This window comes from Caloramator mitchellensis, from assembly GCF_001440545.1.
Taxonomy (GTDB): Bacteria; Bacillota; Clostridia; order Clostridiales; family Caloramatoraceae; genus Caloramator; species Caloramator mitchellensis.
Genome location: NZ_LKHP01000018.1, coordinates 1 through 14,031 on the forward strand (window position 1 = coordinate 1; position 14,031 = coordinate 14,031).

General features: G+C 32.0%; 15 protein-coding genes. All 15 read right to left on the bottom strand.

The annotated features are described in order from the left end of the window. Window positions 1-84 precede the first annotated feature (84 nt). A complete protein-coding gene (locus ABG79_RS10840) occupies window positions 85-1,476 on the bottom strand; it encodes a glycosyltransferase (protein ID WP_242859335.1) in 1,392 nt (463 codons plus the stop codon). Window positions 1,477-1,501: 25 nt separating this feature from the next. After that, entirely contained in the window at window positions 1,502-1,672 is a 171-nt protein-coding gene (locus tag ABG79_RS12560; RefSeq protein ID WP_160318243.1) for a hypothetical protein, read from the bottom strand. A gap of 134 nt (window positions 1,673-1,806) precedes the next feature. Next, window positions 1,807-3,696 carry a glycosyltransferase family 2 protein gene (locus ABG79_RS10845; RefSeq protein WP_057979490.1) on the bottom strand — a complete coding sequence of 630 codons (1,890 nt, stop codon included), beginning with the start codon at window positions 3,694-3,696 and terminating at the stop codon, window positions 1,807-1,809. Between the two features lie 13 nt (window positions 3,697-3,709). Further along, on the bottom strand, window positions 3,710-3,967 hold the full coding sequence (locus ABG79_RS10850; protein WP_057979491.1) for a hypothetical protein: 258 nt from the start codon (window positions 3,965-3,967) through the stop codon (window positions 3,710-3,712). A 63-nt stretch (window positions 3,968-4,030) separates the two neighbouring features. Continuing rightward, window positions 4,031-4,858, bottom strand: a complete 828-nt coding sequence (gene hag / locus ABG79_RS10855) for a flagellin Hag (RefSeq protein ID WP_057979492.1) — start codon at window positions 4,856-4,858, stop codon at window positions 4,031-4,033. 167 nt (window positions 4,859-5,025) lie between these two features. Then, window positions 5,026-5,190 (bottom strand): carbon storage regulator, encoded by a 165-nt coding sequence (locus tag ABG79_RS10860; RefSeq protein WP_057979493.1) that lies wholly within the window; start codon window positions 5,188-5,190, stop codon window positions 5,026-5,028. 213 nt (window positions 5,191-5,403) lie between these two features. Then, complete coding sequence (locus ABG79_RS10865) at window positions 5,404-6,660, bottom strand: flagellin N-terminal helical domain-containing protein (protein WP_057979494.1); 1,257 nt, start codon at window positions 6,658-6,660, stop codon at window positions 5,404-5,406. Window positions 6,661-6,820: 160 nt separating this feature from the next. Then, a complete protein-coding gene (locus ABG79_RS10870) occupies window positions 6,821-7,042 on the bottom strand; it encodes a hypothetical protein (protein WP_057979495.1) in 222 nt (73 codons plus the stop codon). A 123-nt stretch (window positions 7,043-7,165) separates the two neighbouring features. Next, the gene (locus ABG79_RS10875; protein WP_057979496.1) at window positions 7,166-8,272 is read right to left on the bottom strand and encodes a flagellin N-terminal helical domain-containing protein; all 1,107 of its coding nucleotides are present in this window, start codon (window positions 8,270-8,272) and stop codon (window positions 7,166-7,168) included. Window positions 8,273-8,392: 120 nt separating this feature from the next. After that, window positions 8,393-8,725 carry a flagellar protein FliT gene (gene fliT / locus ABG79_RS10880; protein WP_057979497.1) on the bottom strand — a complete coding sequence of 111 codons (333 nt, stop codon included), beginning with the start codon at window positions 8,723-8,725 and terminating at the stop codon, window positions 8,393-8,395. A 15-nt stretch (window positions 8,726-8,740) separates the two neighbouring features. After that, on the bottom strand, window positions 8,741-10,648 hold the full coding sequence (fliD, locus tag ABG79_RS10885; protein WP_057979498.1) for a flagellar filament capping protein FliD: 1,908 nt from the start codon (window positions 10,646-10,648) through the stop codon (window positions 8,741-8,743). 13 nt (window positions 10,649-10,661) lie between these two features. Beyond that, entirely contained in the window at window positions 10,662-10,874 is a 213-nt protein-coding gene (gene csrA / locus ABG79_RS10890) for a carbon storage regulator CsrA (RefSeq protein WP_057979499.1), read from the bottom strand. Beyond that, window positions 10,868-11,281, bottom strand: coding sequence for a flagellar assembly protein FliW (fliW, locus tag ABG79_RS10895; RefSeq protein ID WP_057979500.1), 414 nt, complete (start codon window positions 11,279-11,281; stop codon window positions 10,868-10,870). The genes csrA and fliW overlap by 7 nt, the downstream gene beginning before the upstream one ends. An 11-nt stretch (window positions 11,282-11,292) precedes the next feature. Further along, on the bottom strand, window positions 11,293-12,186 hold the full coding sequence (gene flgL / locus ABG79_RS10900) for a flagellar hook-associated protein FlgL (RefSeq protein WP_057979501.1): 894 nt from the start codon (window positions 12,184-12,186) through the stop codon (window positions 11,293-11,295). Between the two features lie 8 nt (window positions 12,187-12,194). Beyond that, entirely contained in the window at window positions 12,195-14,021 is a 1,827-nt protein-coding gene (gene flgK, locus ABG79_RS10905) for a flagellar hook-associated protein FlgK (protein WP_057979502.1), read from the bottom strand. Window positions 14,022-14,031: the final 10 nt, after the last annotated feature.

Sequence of the window (14,031 nt, forward strand, 5' to 3'; positions counted from 1 at the left end):
TTTTATAAAAACTCTTACAAAGATTACTACCTATAAAACCTGCTCCACCCGTTATAAATATCTTCTTATTATTTATCAAAATAATCACTCCTTATAAATCTTACAGTAGAGTTCCAAAATATCATAAAATACTTTATTTATATCATGATACTTTTCTACATATTTTCTTGATTCATTTCCAACTACTTCCAATAAGTCTTTATTCTGAAGCAAATACTCTAATACAAGTTTTATATTTTGAGGATTTGCTGGTATTATTGGTAATTCTCTTGGATATCTATCAAACATATAATCACTAATCCACCCTACTACAGGTTTTCCTAAAGCCATACTCTCAATAGCAAATAGTCCATAAGCACCAGCATGCAATTGATCAATTATTAAATCTGCTTCTTTATATATCTTTTTTGCTTCATTATGCGGCATATTAGATACTAATATAAAATCGAAATCATATTTTAATTTTAATTCTTCTATTGCTCTAACTATATATTTGGTTCCTTTATACTCAGGATCAGTTGGTGCATGAACAATGGTAAATTTATTATTCTTATTCACACATAAATATTCATTTTTATAATCATTTAAATTTAGTGCTTGTTTTATTATATAAATATTTTCATAGTATTCTTTAACACATTCAAATAATTCATAATCTGAAACAACACAATGCTTTACAAAATTACCTAAAAATCTTAGCTTGTTTCTTATATATTCTTCCTCTAATACTTTAGACTTAGCATATGAATTAAATTTCTTCACAACCGATAATCTTCTTACATCAGAACCCCAATGCTGCATTAATATTGTTTTATTTTTTTTGTAAAGGTCATTAATATCAGAATTGTCTAATTTAAGTGACGTTCCAAAATGAAAATGAAAAATATCATTTTTTTGTATTAAATCATTAACTAAATCTTCGTTAATATCTGTGATATTAAATTCAATATCACTTTTATAATTTAAATAATTTTTATAATATGATAGAGTTTTAACATTACAGCCTATTTTTTTTAATCCCTTAGCATAGGTATTCATTTGATTTGCAATTTCCATTGTTCCATGTAAAATATTGATTTCTTTCTGAGTAAATTTTCGAAAATTATTAGCAACTTTATTAAGCAATTGGTATTTGTTTGAAAATTCTTGCATTATTGTTTTTCTTATATATTCATTACCTGTGTATAAAAATGCCTTAATAAAATATTTTTCAGCATCTTTAATATTTTCTAACTTATCATTTATTATAGCTAAGTTAAAGTTATTATCAAAATCATATGGGTCAATTTTTAATCCAAACTCTGCATATTTACTAGCATATTCTAAATTGTTTTTATAATAATGAATAACTGATAAAATCGAATATAATTCTTTTTTTTTATACCCTGATTCTAAAATATTATAAATTAAATTTTCAGCTTTATCTATCTCACCATTGTTAATTAGATTCTCTAAATACTCGATATTTGAACACATAAATATTTTCCTCCTAAGATACGCCCTAAAAACTAATTATACAATACAGAATCGTCCCCATCATCGAATAAATATCTATATCATCTGGAACTACTTTTCTATAATCCTCTATTGATAGTTTTGTATCTTCAAGTTTTACTGAATTAATCAAGCTCTCTATCATTGACTTAATCTTTTTTCTCTTATCATCAATCACCCAATTCACATCCTTTATTTAATTTAAATACTTAATATACTTTGTTCAATAAACACTTTTAACTAACAATTAGTGAGACTAATTTTATTGATCTTAAATTAAATATAACTATTCATTTCGATATTCTTATAAAATTATAAATATTTTAATATCTCCTCTTCTTTATACTTATCAATAAACTTAAATAATTTGGGATTAATCTTTAGAGCCTGTTTAATATATTTAATTGCTGACTTAAAATCACTTATTTTAACATATTCTTCAATTATATAGAAAAGTAAAAGAAATTTGTACTCATTATTTTCTAATTCATTAATGAAAATTCTAATTTTGTCAACTTGAAAAATTTTTCTAATATATATCATTCCTGAGTTCAAATAAATCTTAAATATTTTATATTCTTCTTCATTTATAAAGTTCCATTCTTTTGTATTAAGATATATACCTGCCAAAACCCAAATAACTCTATTAAATTTAATATCATATTCATTTACTGAAAGATTTAATAAATTTAACTTTATAAGTTCAAGTAAATTTCTATCATCAATAAGTAAATAACTTAAAATTTTCTTTAATTTTAAAGTTTCTATGTCCTTTATTAATTTTATAAACATATTCCAATTGTTTAAATAAACGTCTTTTAATAATTCTGAATAAAACATAGGTGAATCATTGAAATTAATTGACCGTAGTAATGAGATTATTTCATTTATTTCGCCATTTATTTTAGCATTACAAAACGATCCGTAATTATTATCTATATTTGAAAACATCTTTCTTATATCAAACTTAACTTCCTCAGAAATGTTTCTTATTTTATTTTCTAAATACATTTCAAATAGTTCTTGTCTTTCATGATTTAAATCTAAATATAAGCTTAAAATATTTTCAATATTTCTCGTCTCAATATAAATGTCTATTTGTTTCATTATTTTATCATTTTCATCTTCTAGTCTATTAATATATTTTTTTGCCTCACAATATTTTTTATTTTTTATATAACATCTAATTATTTCTTTTAATACATTTTCTTTAGATAAATTATCAATATTATAAAGTGGAACAGCAAGATTTTTCCTTATTCCCAATTCATCTTGTCTTTCAGCTAAATTCAGATAATTTTCGAAAGATTCTATAGCATTATCTATGTCATTTATTTGCAAATATGAATATCCCATTAAATAAAATAAATCTATATATTTATTATACAATTCTATTCCTTCTGAACATATTTCAATAGTTTCACTATATTTTTTACAAATATATGACTCTCTAGCATAAGCCCCATATATATAAATGTATTTTTTTCTTTCTTGTTTACTCAATTCAGTTAACAATCTATAGGTATTTCTATACGTATTTAATGCTTCTTCTTTATCTCCATGCATTGAATATGTGACAGCTAATTGATAATTATAATATAAACTTCGTGGATTTTTCTTTAATTCATTCAGCAAGAGTTCCGATGTTCTTTTAAATTTCTTATCCATTAAATTTTTATCAGATAATATATATCCATAATGCCATAATGAAATATTCGAATAATAGATGGGTGGTTGAAAAATTGGTTGATTATGAACTGAACCTTGATACTTAAATGTTCCATCATTCTTAAATATTCTTGGAGAAGCATTAACTACATATTGATTTTTATTGTGTGTAGATAAATTTTTTACATTTATTATTATCGTATTAAAACCGTTTAATGAAGGTGATTTTAGAAGTTCAATAATTTCAGCAGAATTTTCAACCTCTTCATCCGCATCGATGATAAGAATCCATTCACCTTTCGCATAAGATATGGATATATTTCTCATAACAGAAAAATTGTTGTTCCAATCATGATGGTAAATTTTATCAGTATATTCTTTTGCAATCTCTACTGTTCTATCCTTAGAACCTGTGTCTACTATTACAAGTTCAGCAAAATCATTTTCTAAAAGTTTTTTTATACTTTCTAAACATTTTTTTATATTTTTTTCTTCATCTTTTACCATCATGCAAATACTCAAAATATGTTTCATGAGAACACCCCTTTTAAAAACTGCTATCTATCAAAGGAAGTAATTCATATTTTAATATATCTAAAAATTTCATATAATCTTGTTCCTTCATTGAAATAAATAGTTCATTTAAATTCTCGTTTATAATTATCAATAGTTCTTCACTTCCATTAAACTTTTTCATTATATTTGATATTTCGTCTATTATTTTTATAAGCAAATCTTTTTTTAGTATTTTCTCTTTAAAAGCACTTTCAAATTCGTTAATATAAAACATTAAATTCTCTAACAATTTTAATCACTCCCAATATTTATTATAGCCCTGGATACCCAGGGCTATAATATTTTTAAATTATTATCTTAATAATTGTAGAACCCCTTGAGGCTGTTGATTAGCTTGTGCTAACATAGCTTGCGCAGCTTGTGCTAAAATGTTGTTTTTACTAAATGTCATCATTTCCTTAGCCATATCTACATCTCTTATTCTTGATTCTGCTGCTGTTAAGTTTTCTGATGATGTTCCAAGGTTATTTATTGTGTGTTCTAGTCTGTTTTGATAAGCACCTAGCTTAGCTCTTTCTGTTGACACTCTTTCTATTGCAGCATTAATAGTTGAAATTGCTGCAGAAATTGTTGTAGCTGCAGTTGATTGAGTAATTGCAATTGCAGTTGAATCAACTCCTAATGAAGAAGCGTCCATGTTGCTTATTCCTAAAGTTATCATTTGATTAATATTTGCTCCAACTTGGAATGCAACAGTTGAAGCTGTTCCATCAAGTAATTTCTTTGTGTTAAATTCTGTAGTATCAGCAATTCTATCAATCTCATTTTGCAATTCTTCTATTTCTTTACCTATTGCTGCTCTATCTGCCCCTGCATTAGTATCATTTGCTGCTTGTACTGCAAGTTCTCTCATTCTTTGAAGTATTGAGTGAGTTTCATTTAATGCACCTTCTGCTGTTTGAATCATCGATATAGCATCCTGTGCATTTCTTCCTGCTTGATCAAGACCCCTAATTTGTGCTCTCATCTTTTCAGATATTGCAAGCCCTGCTGCATCATCACCAGCTCTGTTTATTCTTAGACCTGATGAAAGCTTTTCCATTGACTTTCCAGCATTTACAGTATTCATACCAAGTTGTCTGTGTGAGTTTAATGCATTAAGATTGTGATTGATTATCATTTTACATACCTCCCTTTAATCTTTAGTGAACTTCCCTGTTCACGTTTTTAAGTGTAACTTCTTTGGCCAAAGAATTTATATTAAACCTTATTGGTTTAACGACAATGAAAAAAGGAGACTACTTGCACTATGAATCCTTCAGTGCTAAGCGTCTCCTCCTTGATAACTTAAGCCTTTTTTTGTTGTTCGTAAATCTCGCCCCTTACAATTGGTATTTCCTTTGGAGCTTCGATTGCAAGTCTTAGATCCCCTTGCTCGCTTTTGACAACTTTAACCTTTATGTTGTCGCCTATCATTATGTATTCTCCGGGCTTCCTGCCAATTACTAGCATGTCCATCTCCTCCTTGATATGTAGTGCATATTGATTATAACAAAAAAGATGATTCAAATAAACCTATTTCTCTTGCCTCCTGCAAGATAAGATAGGGCGTTGAATCATCCTTGTTATTCAATGTTTTGTTTTCTATTTATTTTATCGTAAGTAATTTAAATTACTTTATAGGTATTTTGAAAAATTTTTTAAAAGATAGAGCCAAAGCTGGCTCTATCTTAAAAGTTGAAGAACTCCCTGTGGTTGTTGGTTAGCTTGAGCAAGCATAGCTTGAGCAGCTTGAGCAAGAATGTTGTTTTTAGAAAAAATCATTATCTCTTTTGCCATATCCACATCTCTAATTCTGCTTTCAGCTGATGTTAAGTTCTCGCTTGAAGTGCTTAGATTGTTTATAGTGTGCTCAAGTCTGTTTTGGTATGCCCCAAGCTTTGCTCTTTCCTTTGAAACCAACTCGAGTGCATTATCTATTGATGTCACCGTTCCCCCTGCTAATGTGTTATTATCTACATTCACTCCCTTTATAATAAATGTATATCCATCAGCAAGGTCTGCAGTTTTTCCAAATACTGCTGCTAAGTCAATTGAAGTTCCATCGTTAAGGTCAATTTGCGTAAGAGTTGTTCCATTTACTGTTCCAATTTTAAATCCATCTTTTAAAACATCGGTTCCAGATACAGTGTAAACACCTGCTGCCAGCTTATCATTTGTTTGATTAGCTAATACAGTTTTTTCAAGAACTGCCTTAGTTCCATTTTCTGAGATTTTAATAAGTGAACCATTGATAATATCTTCGTTAGTAAAATTAATTTCAGTTGTTCCATCTGCCAATGTTATATCTCCAGCTGCAAGTGTTCCAACAACTTTTCCGCTTGCATCTAACATGTTTCCACCCGATACTGTATAAGTTCCATCCTTTAACAACCCACCAACATCTACAGTAGCACTTTCAACTTCAATTGAACCTGCAAGGCCTAAAGATGCTGAGTTCATTTTACTTATATCCAATTGAAGTGTCTGATTTTCATTAGCACCTATTTGGAATTTGCCGCTGAACGTTCCGTCGAGTAGTTTTTGAGTGTTGAATTCTGTTGTGGTTGCAATTCGATCAAGTTCCTGTGTTAATTGATTTAATTCGTCCGTAATGGCGCTTCTGTCCTGTTGCACGTTAGTATCGTTTGAGGCTTGTATTGCTAATTCTCTCATCCTTTGCAAAATTGAATGGGTTTCGTTTAATCCACCCTCTGCAGTTTGGATTAAAGAAATTGCATCCTGTGCGTTTCTTGATGCCTGATCAAGACCTCTTATTTGAGCCCTCATCTTTTCTGAAATTGCAAGGCCTGCAGCATCATCTCCAGCTCTGTTGATTCTTAGGCCTGATGAAAGTTTCTCCATGGATTTTCCTGCGTTAAGTGTGTTGACTCCAAGCTGTCTGTGGGCGTTTTGAGCATTAAGGTTGTGGTTGATAATCATATATATCCCTCCCTTGAAATTTTGCAAACATCCCTGTTTGCATTATGTAACGGAGGGAAAATAAAAAGGATGAATTAAAGCTTATTTGCTCTAAATCATCCTTTGTGTTTCTATTAATAATATCGTTTGTTTTTGATTAAACTTTAGAATAAATTTCTAATTATGCCAAAGCATTTAAATTCAATCCAATTGTTGCTTTTCCAATGCTTTTAGCCCCAGTATAATACTTTTTGGGGTCATATGTCATTATAAATTCTTCAATTGCACTTTGCAGAGATTTCTGAACCTCAATTAACATTGCAAGATTAAGATAATCCTGTGATGCGTTGCCGAGGGCTCTTAAATTGCTGTTGAATTCAACAGGAGAAACAGAAGATATCATAACAACACCCCTTAATAGGAGAACATTTAACCAATATATCTATATATTAATTGAAAATACAGAAAAATTCAACAGAAATTTTAAAATTAAAGAGCCAGGGGACTTCCCTGACTCTTGAGTTTATTATCTTAATAATTGTAGAACACCTTGTGGTTGTTGGTTAGCTTGTGCAAGCATTGCTTGAGCAGCTTGTGAAAGGATGTTGTTCTTACTAAATGACATCATTTCCTTAGCCATATCTACGTCTCTAATTCTGCTTTCAGCTGCAGTTAGGTTTTCTGATGATGTTCCTAGGTTTGCAATTGTGTGCTCTAATCTATTCTGCCATGCACCGAGTGTGGATCTTTGTGTAGAAACAGTTGAGATTGCGCTATCAATTGCAGTAATAGCAGCATTTGCACTTGTATAGGATGCAACTGAAATAGTATTTACACCAAGTGCAGTTGATCTCATATCATTTATTGTTAAACCAAGTGATTGTCCAGCATTAGCACCAATTTGAACCTGTTGAGCTGCAGTTGCTGCAGTTATAATTGTTTTTCCATCACCTGACCATGACCCTGCTCCTGAAAGGTCAATTGCTGCAACATCTATTGATATACCAAGTTTATCGAAGTTTAGAGTTCCTGTGAATGTAGCAGCAAGCCCTGTCAATCTTTGTTGATTTCCATTACCATCATCTAATGTTACTTCTCCAGCTGCATTATTGTCGAGTGTATAAGTTGTTGATGCTTTAGCACCAGATACGTTTATATTTGTTACTCCATCGCCACCGACAGCTAATGTTCCAGTTCCTGAGTTTTTAACACCAAAAGTTCCATCAAGAAGAACCTTTCCGTTGAATTGAGTTGTATTACCTATTCTATCAAGTTCCTGGTTTAACTGTGTAATTTCTGTTTGGATAGCAGTTCTATCGCTGGCTTGTAATGTATCGTTTGAAGCTTGAACAGCAAGTTCTCTCATTCTTTGAAGTATACCGTGAGATTCGTTTAATGCACCTTCTGCAGTTTGAATTAGCGAAATACCGTCTTGTGCGTTTCTTGAAGCTTGTTCAAGACCTCTGATTTGTCCTCTCATCTTTTCTGAAATTGCAAGACCAGCAGCATCGTCACCTGCTCTGTTGATTCTAAGACCTGATGAAAGCTTCTCCATAGACTTGCCTGAGTTAACTGTGTTAATGCTCATCTGTCTGTGTGCGTTCATTGCATTCATGTTGTGATTGATTATCATTTTAAATTCCTCCTTGAATGTATATTGGCATCCTTGCCTTCTTTTGTTTGCTGTGGCCACAGCTAATTTTGCTTTCTAATATAGTTTTCGACATTTTTCTACTATACTTTATATCAAAATTTAAATTTTTTTATTTATTAGAATAGAGTCTGTTCGTTCCAAGTCATAATATTGTGCGACTTGTCTGTTATTTTTAATTGATTTAAGTTCGGTTCTTGTTTTTTCAATTTTAGCATTCATAAGCTTGTTGAGTTGATCATCCAACTCAGATAGATTTAATGCGATAGAAAGCTTTATAAATTCTTCCATTGAATAATTTATCGCTTTAATCGAATCAATTATTTCCTGCCTCTGGCTTATTATTTCGTTTAAATTGTCAAAATCCTCCCGTTGAAGAATATCTATCAATTCTTTAGTTTTTTCGCGAAACTCAATAAGTTTTTGTTCTAACATATTAATCCCTCAAATCTATGAGCCCATTGACGATAATTGAGTTGATAACCATGTTGACTGCTCATTTAATTTTTGCATTGCGCTCTCAAGTTTTGCAAAATCTCTATAATATTTATCTTCTCTGTCAGCAAGTTTTCTATTTAGTTCAGAGATTAATTTATCTTTATCTTGAAGTTGTTTGTATAAAATATTGTTAAATTCGGTTAAATCACCTTTGATGCCGGCCTTTTCAAGTAGTGCTCCTTTTTTGCCAAAGCTATTTCTGGTTGTTCTTATGTTATCATCAAGTATATCCTTTATTCTCTGGAAAATACCTTCTTCTTTGTTTCTGTCGGTCCTTCCCTGATAGGTTTTACTTGAATCATAGGCAATTGAAGAAGTCTTCGTAAACAATTTAATCACTTGTTCTCCATTGTTTTGGATAGCAGCCTTTAGTTTTGTTTCATCGATTATTATTTTCCCTTTTTGGGTATAGTCGCTGGATGTTGAAAGACCAATTTCGTTTAATGAAACTCCAGCACCCTCAACAGCTTCATAGAATGCGCTTCTCAAATTAGATACCATATTCTGAAGTATGCTGTCTCCCTTTAAAAGACCTTCCTTTGCTTTGTCTTCCCACTTTTTTATTTCATCTTCCTTCATGTCTTTCTTTTGGTCATCAGTTAATGGCTTATAGTCATATACCCTTTTTTCTGAAAGTTTTTTATTCACTTTGTCTATTATTTCATTATACTTGTCTACGAATTCCTTAATTTTATCAAAAACCTTCTGCGGATTTGACGTTACTGTTATTTTAGTAGTTCTATTTGTGTCAGCTGACTGAAGTGAATAGGTAATGCCATCTACTGTAAAAGTGTTGGTAGATTTAGTTATTGTTACCTCAGTTCCTCCAGGTGGAGTAATTTTAACTTCAGAATCTTGGCCATACTGTGTAGTTGTGTTTATGCCAAGGAATGTTAAATTGGTATTAATTGAAAGACTGGTATTTGCGCCGGTATTAGCTGTTTGGACTGTAAATCTTCCTGTAAGTTCTGAATACTTTGCAATTGCCCCACCAGAAGTTGCAGTATTAATTTTAGTCATTAAACTTTCAATAGTATCTGTTCCAAGTGCTATTATATCCTTAGAAGTCCCATTATAGCTCAATGTAAATGTAAAAGTTGCATCTGTTGTAAATCCTTTTAAGTCTGATAGTTTAGTATTTTTATTTGGAACTAAAACTTTATCTTTTTCTATACCACTAAAAGTTGCATCCGTTTCAGTTGAGCTAATCTTAACTTGGTTTGAACCTAATACATTAAACTTTATTTTATCAGAGCCATCTACTGTAACTGATATTTTGCCCTTTAGACTTGTGTTAGAATTTATCTTGCTGTTAATATCGTTTACTAAATCATTTATAGTATGGTTTGATGCAAAATCTGAAAGGGTAATATCAAAATCCGCTCCATCTACATTAAATCTTATTGTCTTTGAAGACCATTCTGAATTTGTTATATAACCATCAGTAATAGTAACTGTTCCAACATTATTATTGTTTATCTGTCCGCCTTCAATTGTAGCAGCCTTGGCAATTTTGTTTACCACAACGCTGTAAATTCCTGCCTGGGCACCTGCACCTGCAGTTGCAGTTGCAGTAGGGGTTGCCGTTGAAGATGCACTGTCAACGCTTGTTGCATCAAAACCTGAAAGGTTGTTTGCAGATAAAATAAACTTGTCCGATTTAAGAACGTCAAAATATGTGTTTTTAAAGGATGTCAAGTCGTTGATTATATCTCTATATAAATCCTGTGTCCACTGGATTAATTGCCTATCCTGCTTAACCTTGTCCACCTTTGCCTTTTCACCCTGCATTAGCTGCTTAACCATAGTATCTACGTCAAGGCCTGTTGCAAGTCCTGTTATTCTTAGAGTGTTAGACATAATGCCCACCCCCTCATTTTATTTTCTTAAGAACTAACTCAATATTTTTTAATGATTCGATATTTTCTTCTTTAACTTCAAGAATTAATTCTTTTCTTATTACCTTTACATTTTTAGGAGCTTCTATGCCGAGCTTTATTGTGTTACCTGAAATTTCAATAACCTTAATCTCAATGCCCTCTCCAACTAAAATTGATTCCCCTTCTTTTCTTGTTAGAATTAACATTTTATCTCCTGCCTTATACTGTATTTTTTATCGTTTAATATAATCTGCTTTGCTTTGTTATTTTTAACATTGACAACTATTGGGGCAAGGAGATTTGCGGTTATCTTGTTTTCCCTTACGGTTATTACGTTATAAACTATGACATCTTCGTGAGTGTTAAGTTCAAGCTCCTGTATTTCTTCATCCGAAAGCTCTATTTCATAATCTTCAACATAATCCCAGGGGAAAATTACTAAAAGGGCAATATTTTTCTCCTCTATGCTCTGCAGGCACAATAGTTTGCTGTTTTCTACGTCAATTACCGCATACTTTTTGTATTCCTCAAGTCCTGGGATTCCCTTTTCAAATGTAAGAATTTTATTTTCATCAATTTCTATTTCACCGAAAAATTTTGTATCAATCATCATTCCCAATCATCCTATCTTAAAAAGTCTAATAAGCTTGGTTGCAATATTTTTGCACCGGTTTGAAGCGATGCAGTATAAATATTTTCCATTACTTTATATTCCATTACCTTTTTAGCTATGTCTATATCGTATGTCTTTGCAAGAAGCTGAGTCATGTTGAATGTTTCATCTTCATTTTTAGAGAGCATATCTTCGGTTCTCTTTTGCTTTGCTCCAACTTCTGCTCTTATTCTTAATATATTGTTCATATGGGTATCCAGTTCTCCTAAAAGGTCAGCTGGGTTATCGTTGTTATTTAATTTATCAACTATCTTGCTTAAAGTTTCAAAAATGCCACCTTCTGCATTAGTTGCAGGGTCATTTGCAAAATCACTACCTTTTACTGAAATATCCATAATAACTCCAGGCGAAAGTTCTTTATTAAGTCCTTCCTTTGAGCCTACGTAAATTATTTTTTTGTTATCATTTTTAAACGGTGGAATATTTGTCTTATCTCCACCAAATATATATCTTCCATCATAGGCTGTATTGCCTATTTCCATTATCTGTTCCTTGAGCTGCTGTATGTGTTTTGCGATGGCAAGCCTTTCGTCTTGTGTATAAGCGCCGTTTCCACCTTGAATTGTTTTTTCCCTTATAGTCTGAAGAGCTTCGCCTATCTGTCCAAGTGCGGAGTCAGCTGTATTTAACCAGTCGCTTGCCTCCTGTATATTGTTTTTGTATCTTTCATTTGCAGCTATTGATGCTTTAAGTTCCATAGTTCTTGCTACCTTGAATGGGTCATCCGAAGGTTTTCTTACTTCGTGACCTGAGGATAGCTGGTCCTGATACTTTTTCATTTCTTCAAGATTTACTCTTAGATTGCCCAAAAAGTCTCTTACTAATACCTTGTTTGTAATTCTCATATATTCACCTACCTTCTAACAAGACCATTAACAACGACATCGAGAAGCTGGTCGATTACGCTAATCATCTTTGCATTTGCCTCATATGCCCTTTGGAATTGCATCATATTTGTCATCTCTTCATCCAATGACACCCCTGATACTGATTCACGTCTTACAATTAATTGATCCAATAGCGCCTCCTGGTTTGTAACCATTCTTTTTGCCTCTTGATTCGAAACGCCTAGCTGAGCTATCGTTGATTTAAAATAATTATCAAGAGTTGTTCCTGAATTGTTGCTCACAAGTTTAGCAAAATTTGAATCAGCAAGATTTGTTCCACTTGGTGTAGTTGAACTTATCGGATTTCCTAAGTCATCAAAGAAAACATTCTTCAAAAAATCTTCACGTGAATTTATCTTTAAAAGTTCCATTCTTGTATTTCTCAATTGTCCTAAAAGAATGGCTCTGTCACCATTGCCAGCTGAATAATTCGCATGCCCATTTAAATATTTTCCAGCGTTTATCTTTTGTGGGTCTTTTAGTATATCACTATTGATAGAAAGAACTTTTGCCGCTTGGTCAGATGTTTCTGCTGATATATCAAAGAAGTTTACGCCAACGCTCAAATCCGATGAATTTGAATGGATGGTGTTAACCGATATAGCAATAGCCTTTGCAAGATTATTTAGCTGAGTTTTGTAGTCATTAATCTCAAAGCTTAATGAGTCAAGTCCCTTCAAACTTCCATTATTGAAATCTGCAGGTGTAATTGAGAGTGTTCCTTGCTTTAATTGTGCTGCATCGTAAAATACAGTATGAGGCATTATATTTTTAACTACATAAACATCATTTCCATTTGCATCCTTTGCCGTTTCAACGTTAAAATATTTTTTCAAATCATCGACTGAGCTTATACTCACATCTTTAGTCTGGGGTTTGTTTATGTCACCATCGATATAAACAATAACCTTTATACTTGATGGAAGTTCACTTAATGTAACAGGAATATCCTTCTTCTTAATGGTAACATCATTGCCATTCTTATCCTTTGCAGTTAACTCTATATCATTGACATATGCTAGTCCATTGTTAACTGTAAGATCAGTTAATACATCCTTATATGTCCCATCTGCCATTTTAGCCTTTATTTTAACGCCCATATAGCCTGTTTTTTCAATATCAAAACCAAATCTTTCGGATAGCTTATCAAGCAGCAAATCTCTTCTGTCTAATAGGTCGTTTGGTATTTTTCCTCCTACAACTACTGCCTTTATCTGCTCGTTTAAATCCTTTATTTGTGTAAACAAACTTCCTACTTCAAATACCTGATTTTGTATAAGGTCTGAAATATTTGCCTCTAAATCCTCAAGCTGTGTATAGTTATGTCTTATGCCAGATGCAAGGGCATCGCCATTGCTTGCAACTAAAGTTCTTGCAGTAGAACTTTCAGGGTTAGTAGCTAACCCCTGCAATGAGTCCCAAAAACGAGTCATCAAAGTTGCAAGGCCTGTATCTGAAGGTTCAGTGAATATTGCTTCTATTTCGGATAAAAATTGTTCCCTTGATTCATAGTTTTTTAAAGTGGATGTTTCCTTTCTAACATAGTAGTCAAGGAATTCATCCCTCGAACGGGTTATACTTCCAACCTCAACTCCAGTTCCAATTTGGCCAGGCTCAGCAGCTGTTGTTAATGAGGGCATACCAAAAGGCTCACTTGTCTTTAGATTAGCCCTTTGCACCGAATAACCTTCTGTATTAGCATTTGATACATTATGTGAAACAACATTTAAAGCAGTTTGCTGTGCAAACATTCCACGCCTTGCTATATTAAAAGTATTAAAAAGTCCGCTCATGTAAATTCCC

Bases quoted from the DNA above. Each gene is read 5' to 3' on its own strand.
- ABG79_RS10840 (WP_242859335.1), bottom strand. From the start codon at position 1,476: ATGTGTTCAAATATCGAGTATTTAGAGAATCTAATTAACAATGGTGAG.
- ABG79_RS10845 (WP_057979490.1), bottom strand. From the start codon at position 3,696: ATGAAACATATTTTGAGTATTTGCATGATGGTAAAAGATGAAGAAAAA.
- hag (WP_057979492.1), bottom strand. From the start codon at position 4,858: ATGATAATCAATCACAATCTTAATGCATTAAACTCACACAGACAACTT.
- ABG79_RS10860 (WP_057979493.1), bottom strand. From the start codon at position 5,190: ATGCTAGTAATTGGCAGGAAGCCCGGAGAATACATAATGATAGGCGAC.
- ABG79_RS10865 (WP_057979494.1), bottom strand. From the start codon at position 6,660: ATGATTATCAACCACAACCTTAATGCTCAAAACGCCCACAGACAGCTT.
- ABG79_RS10870 (WP_057979495.1), bottom strand. From the start codon at position 7,042: ATGATATCTTCTGTTTCTCCTGTTGAATTCAACAGCAATTTAAGAGCC.
- ABG79_RS10875 (WP_057979496.1), bottom strand. From the start codon at position 8,272: ATGATAATCAATCACAACATGAATGCAATGAACGCACACAGACAGATG.
- fliT (WP_057979497.1), bottom strand. From the start codon at position 8,725: ATGTTAGAACAAAAACTTATTGAGTTTCGCGAAAAAACTAAAGAATTG.
- fliD (WP_057979498.1), bottom strand. From the start codon at position 10,648: ATGTCTAACACTCTAAGAATAACAGGACTTGCAACAGGCCTTGACGTA.
- csrA (WP_057979499.1), bottom strand. From the start codon at position 10,874: ATGTTAATTCTAACAAGAAAAGAAGGGGAATCAATTTTAGTTGGAGAG.
- fliW (WP_057979500.1), bottom strand. From the start codon at position 11,281: ATGATGATTGATACAAAATTTTTCGGTGAAATAGAAATTGATGAAAAT.
- flgL (WP_057979501.1), bottom strand. From the start codon at position 12,186: ATGAGAATTACAAACAAGGTATTAGTAAGAGACTTTTTGGGCAATCTA.
- flgK (WP_057979502.1), bottom strand. From the start codon at position 14,021: ATGAGCGGACTTTTTAATACTTTTAATATAGCAAGGCGTGGAATGTTT.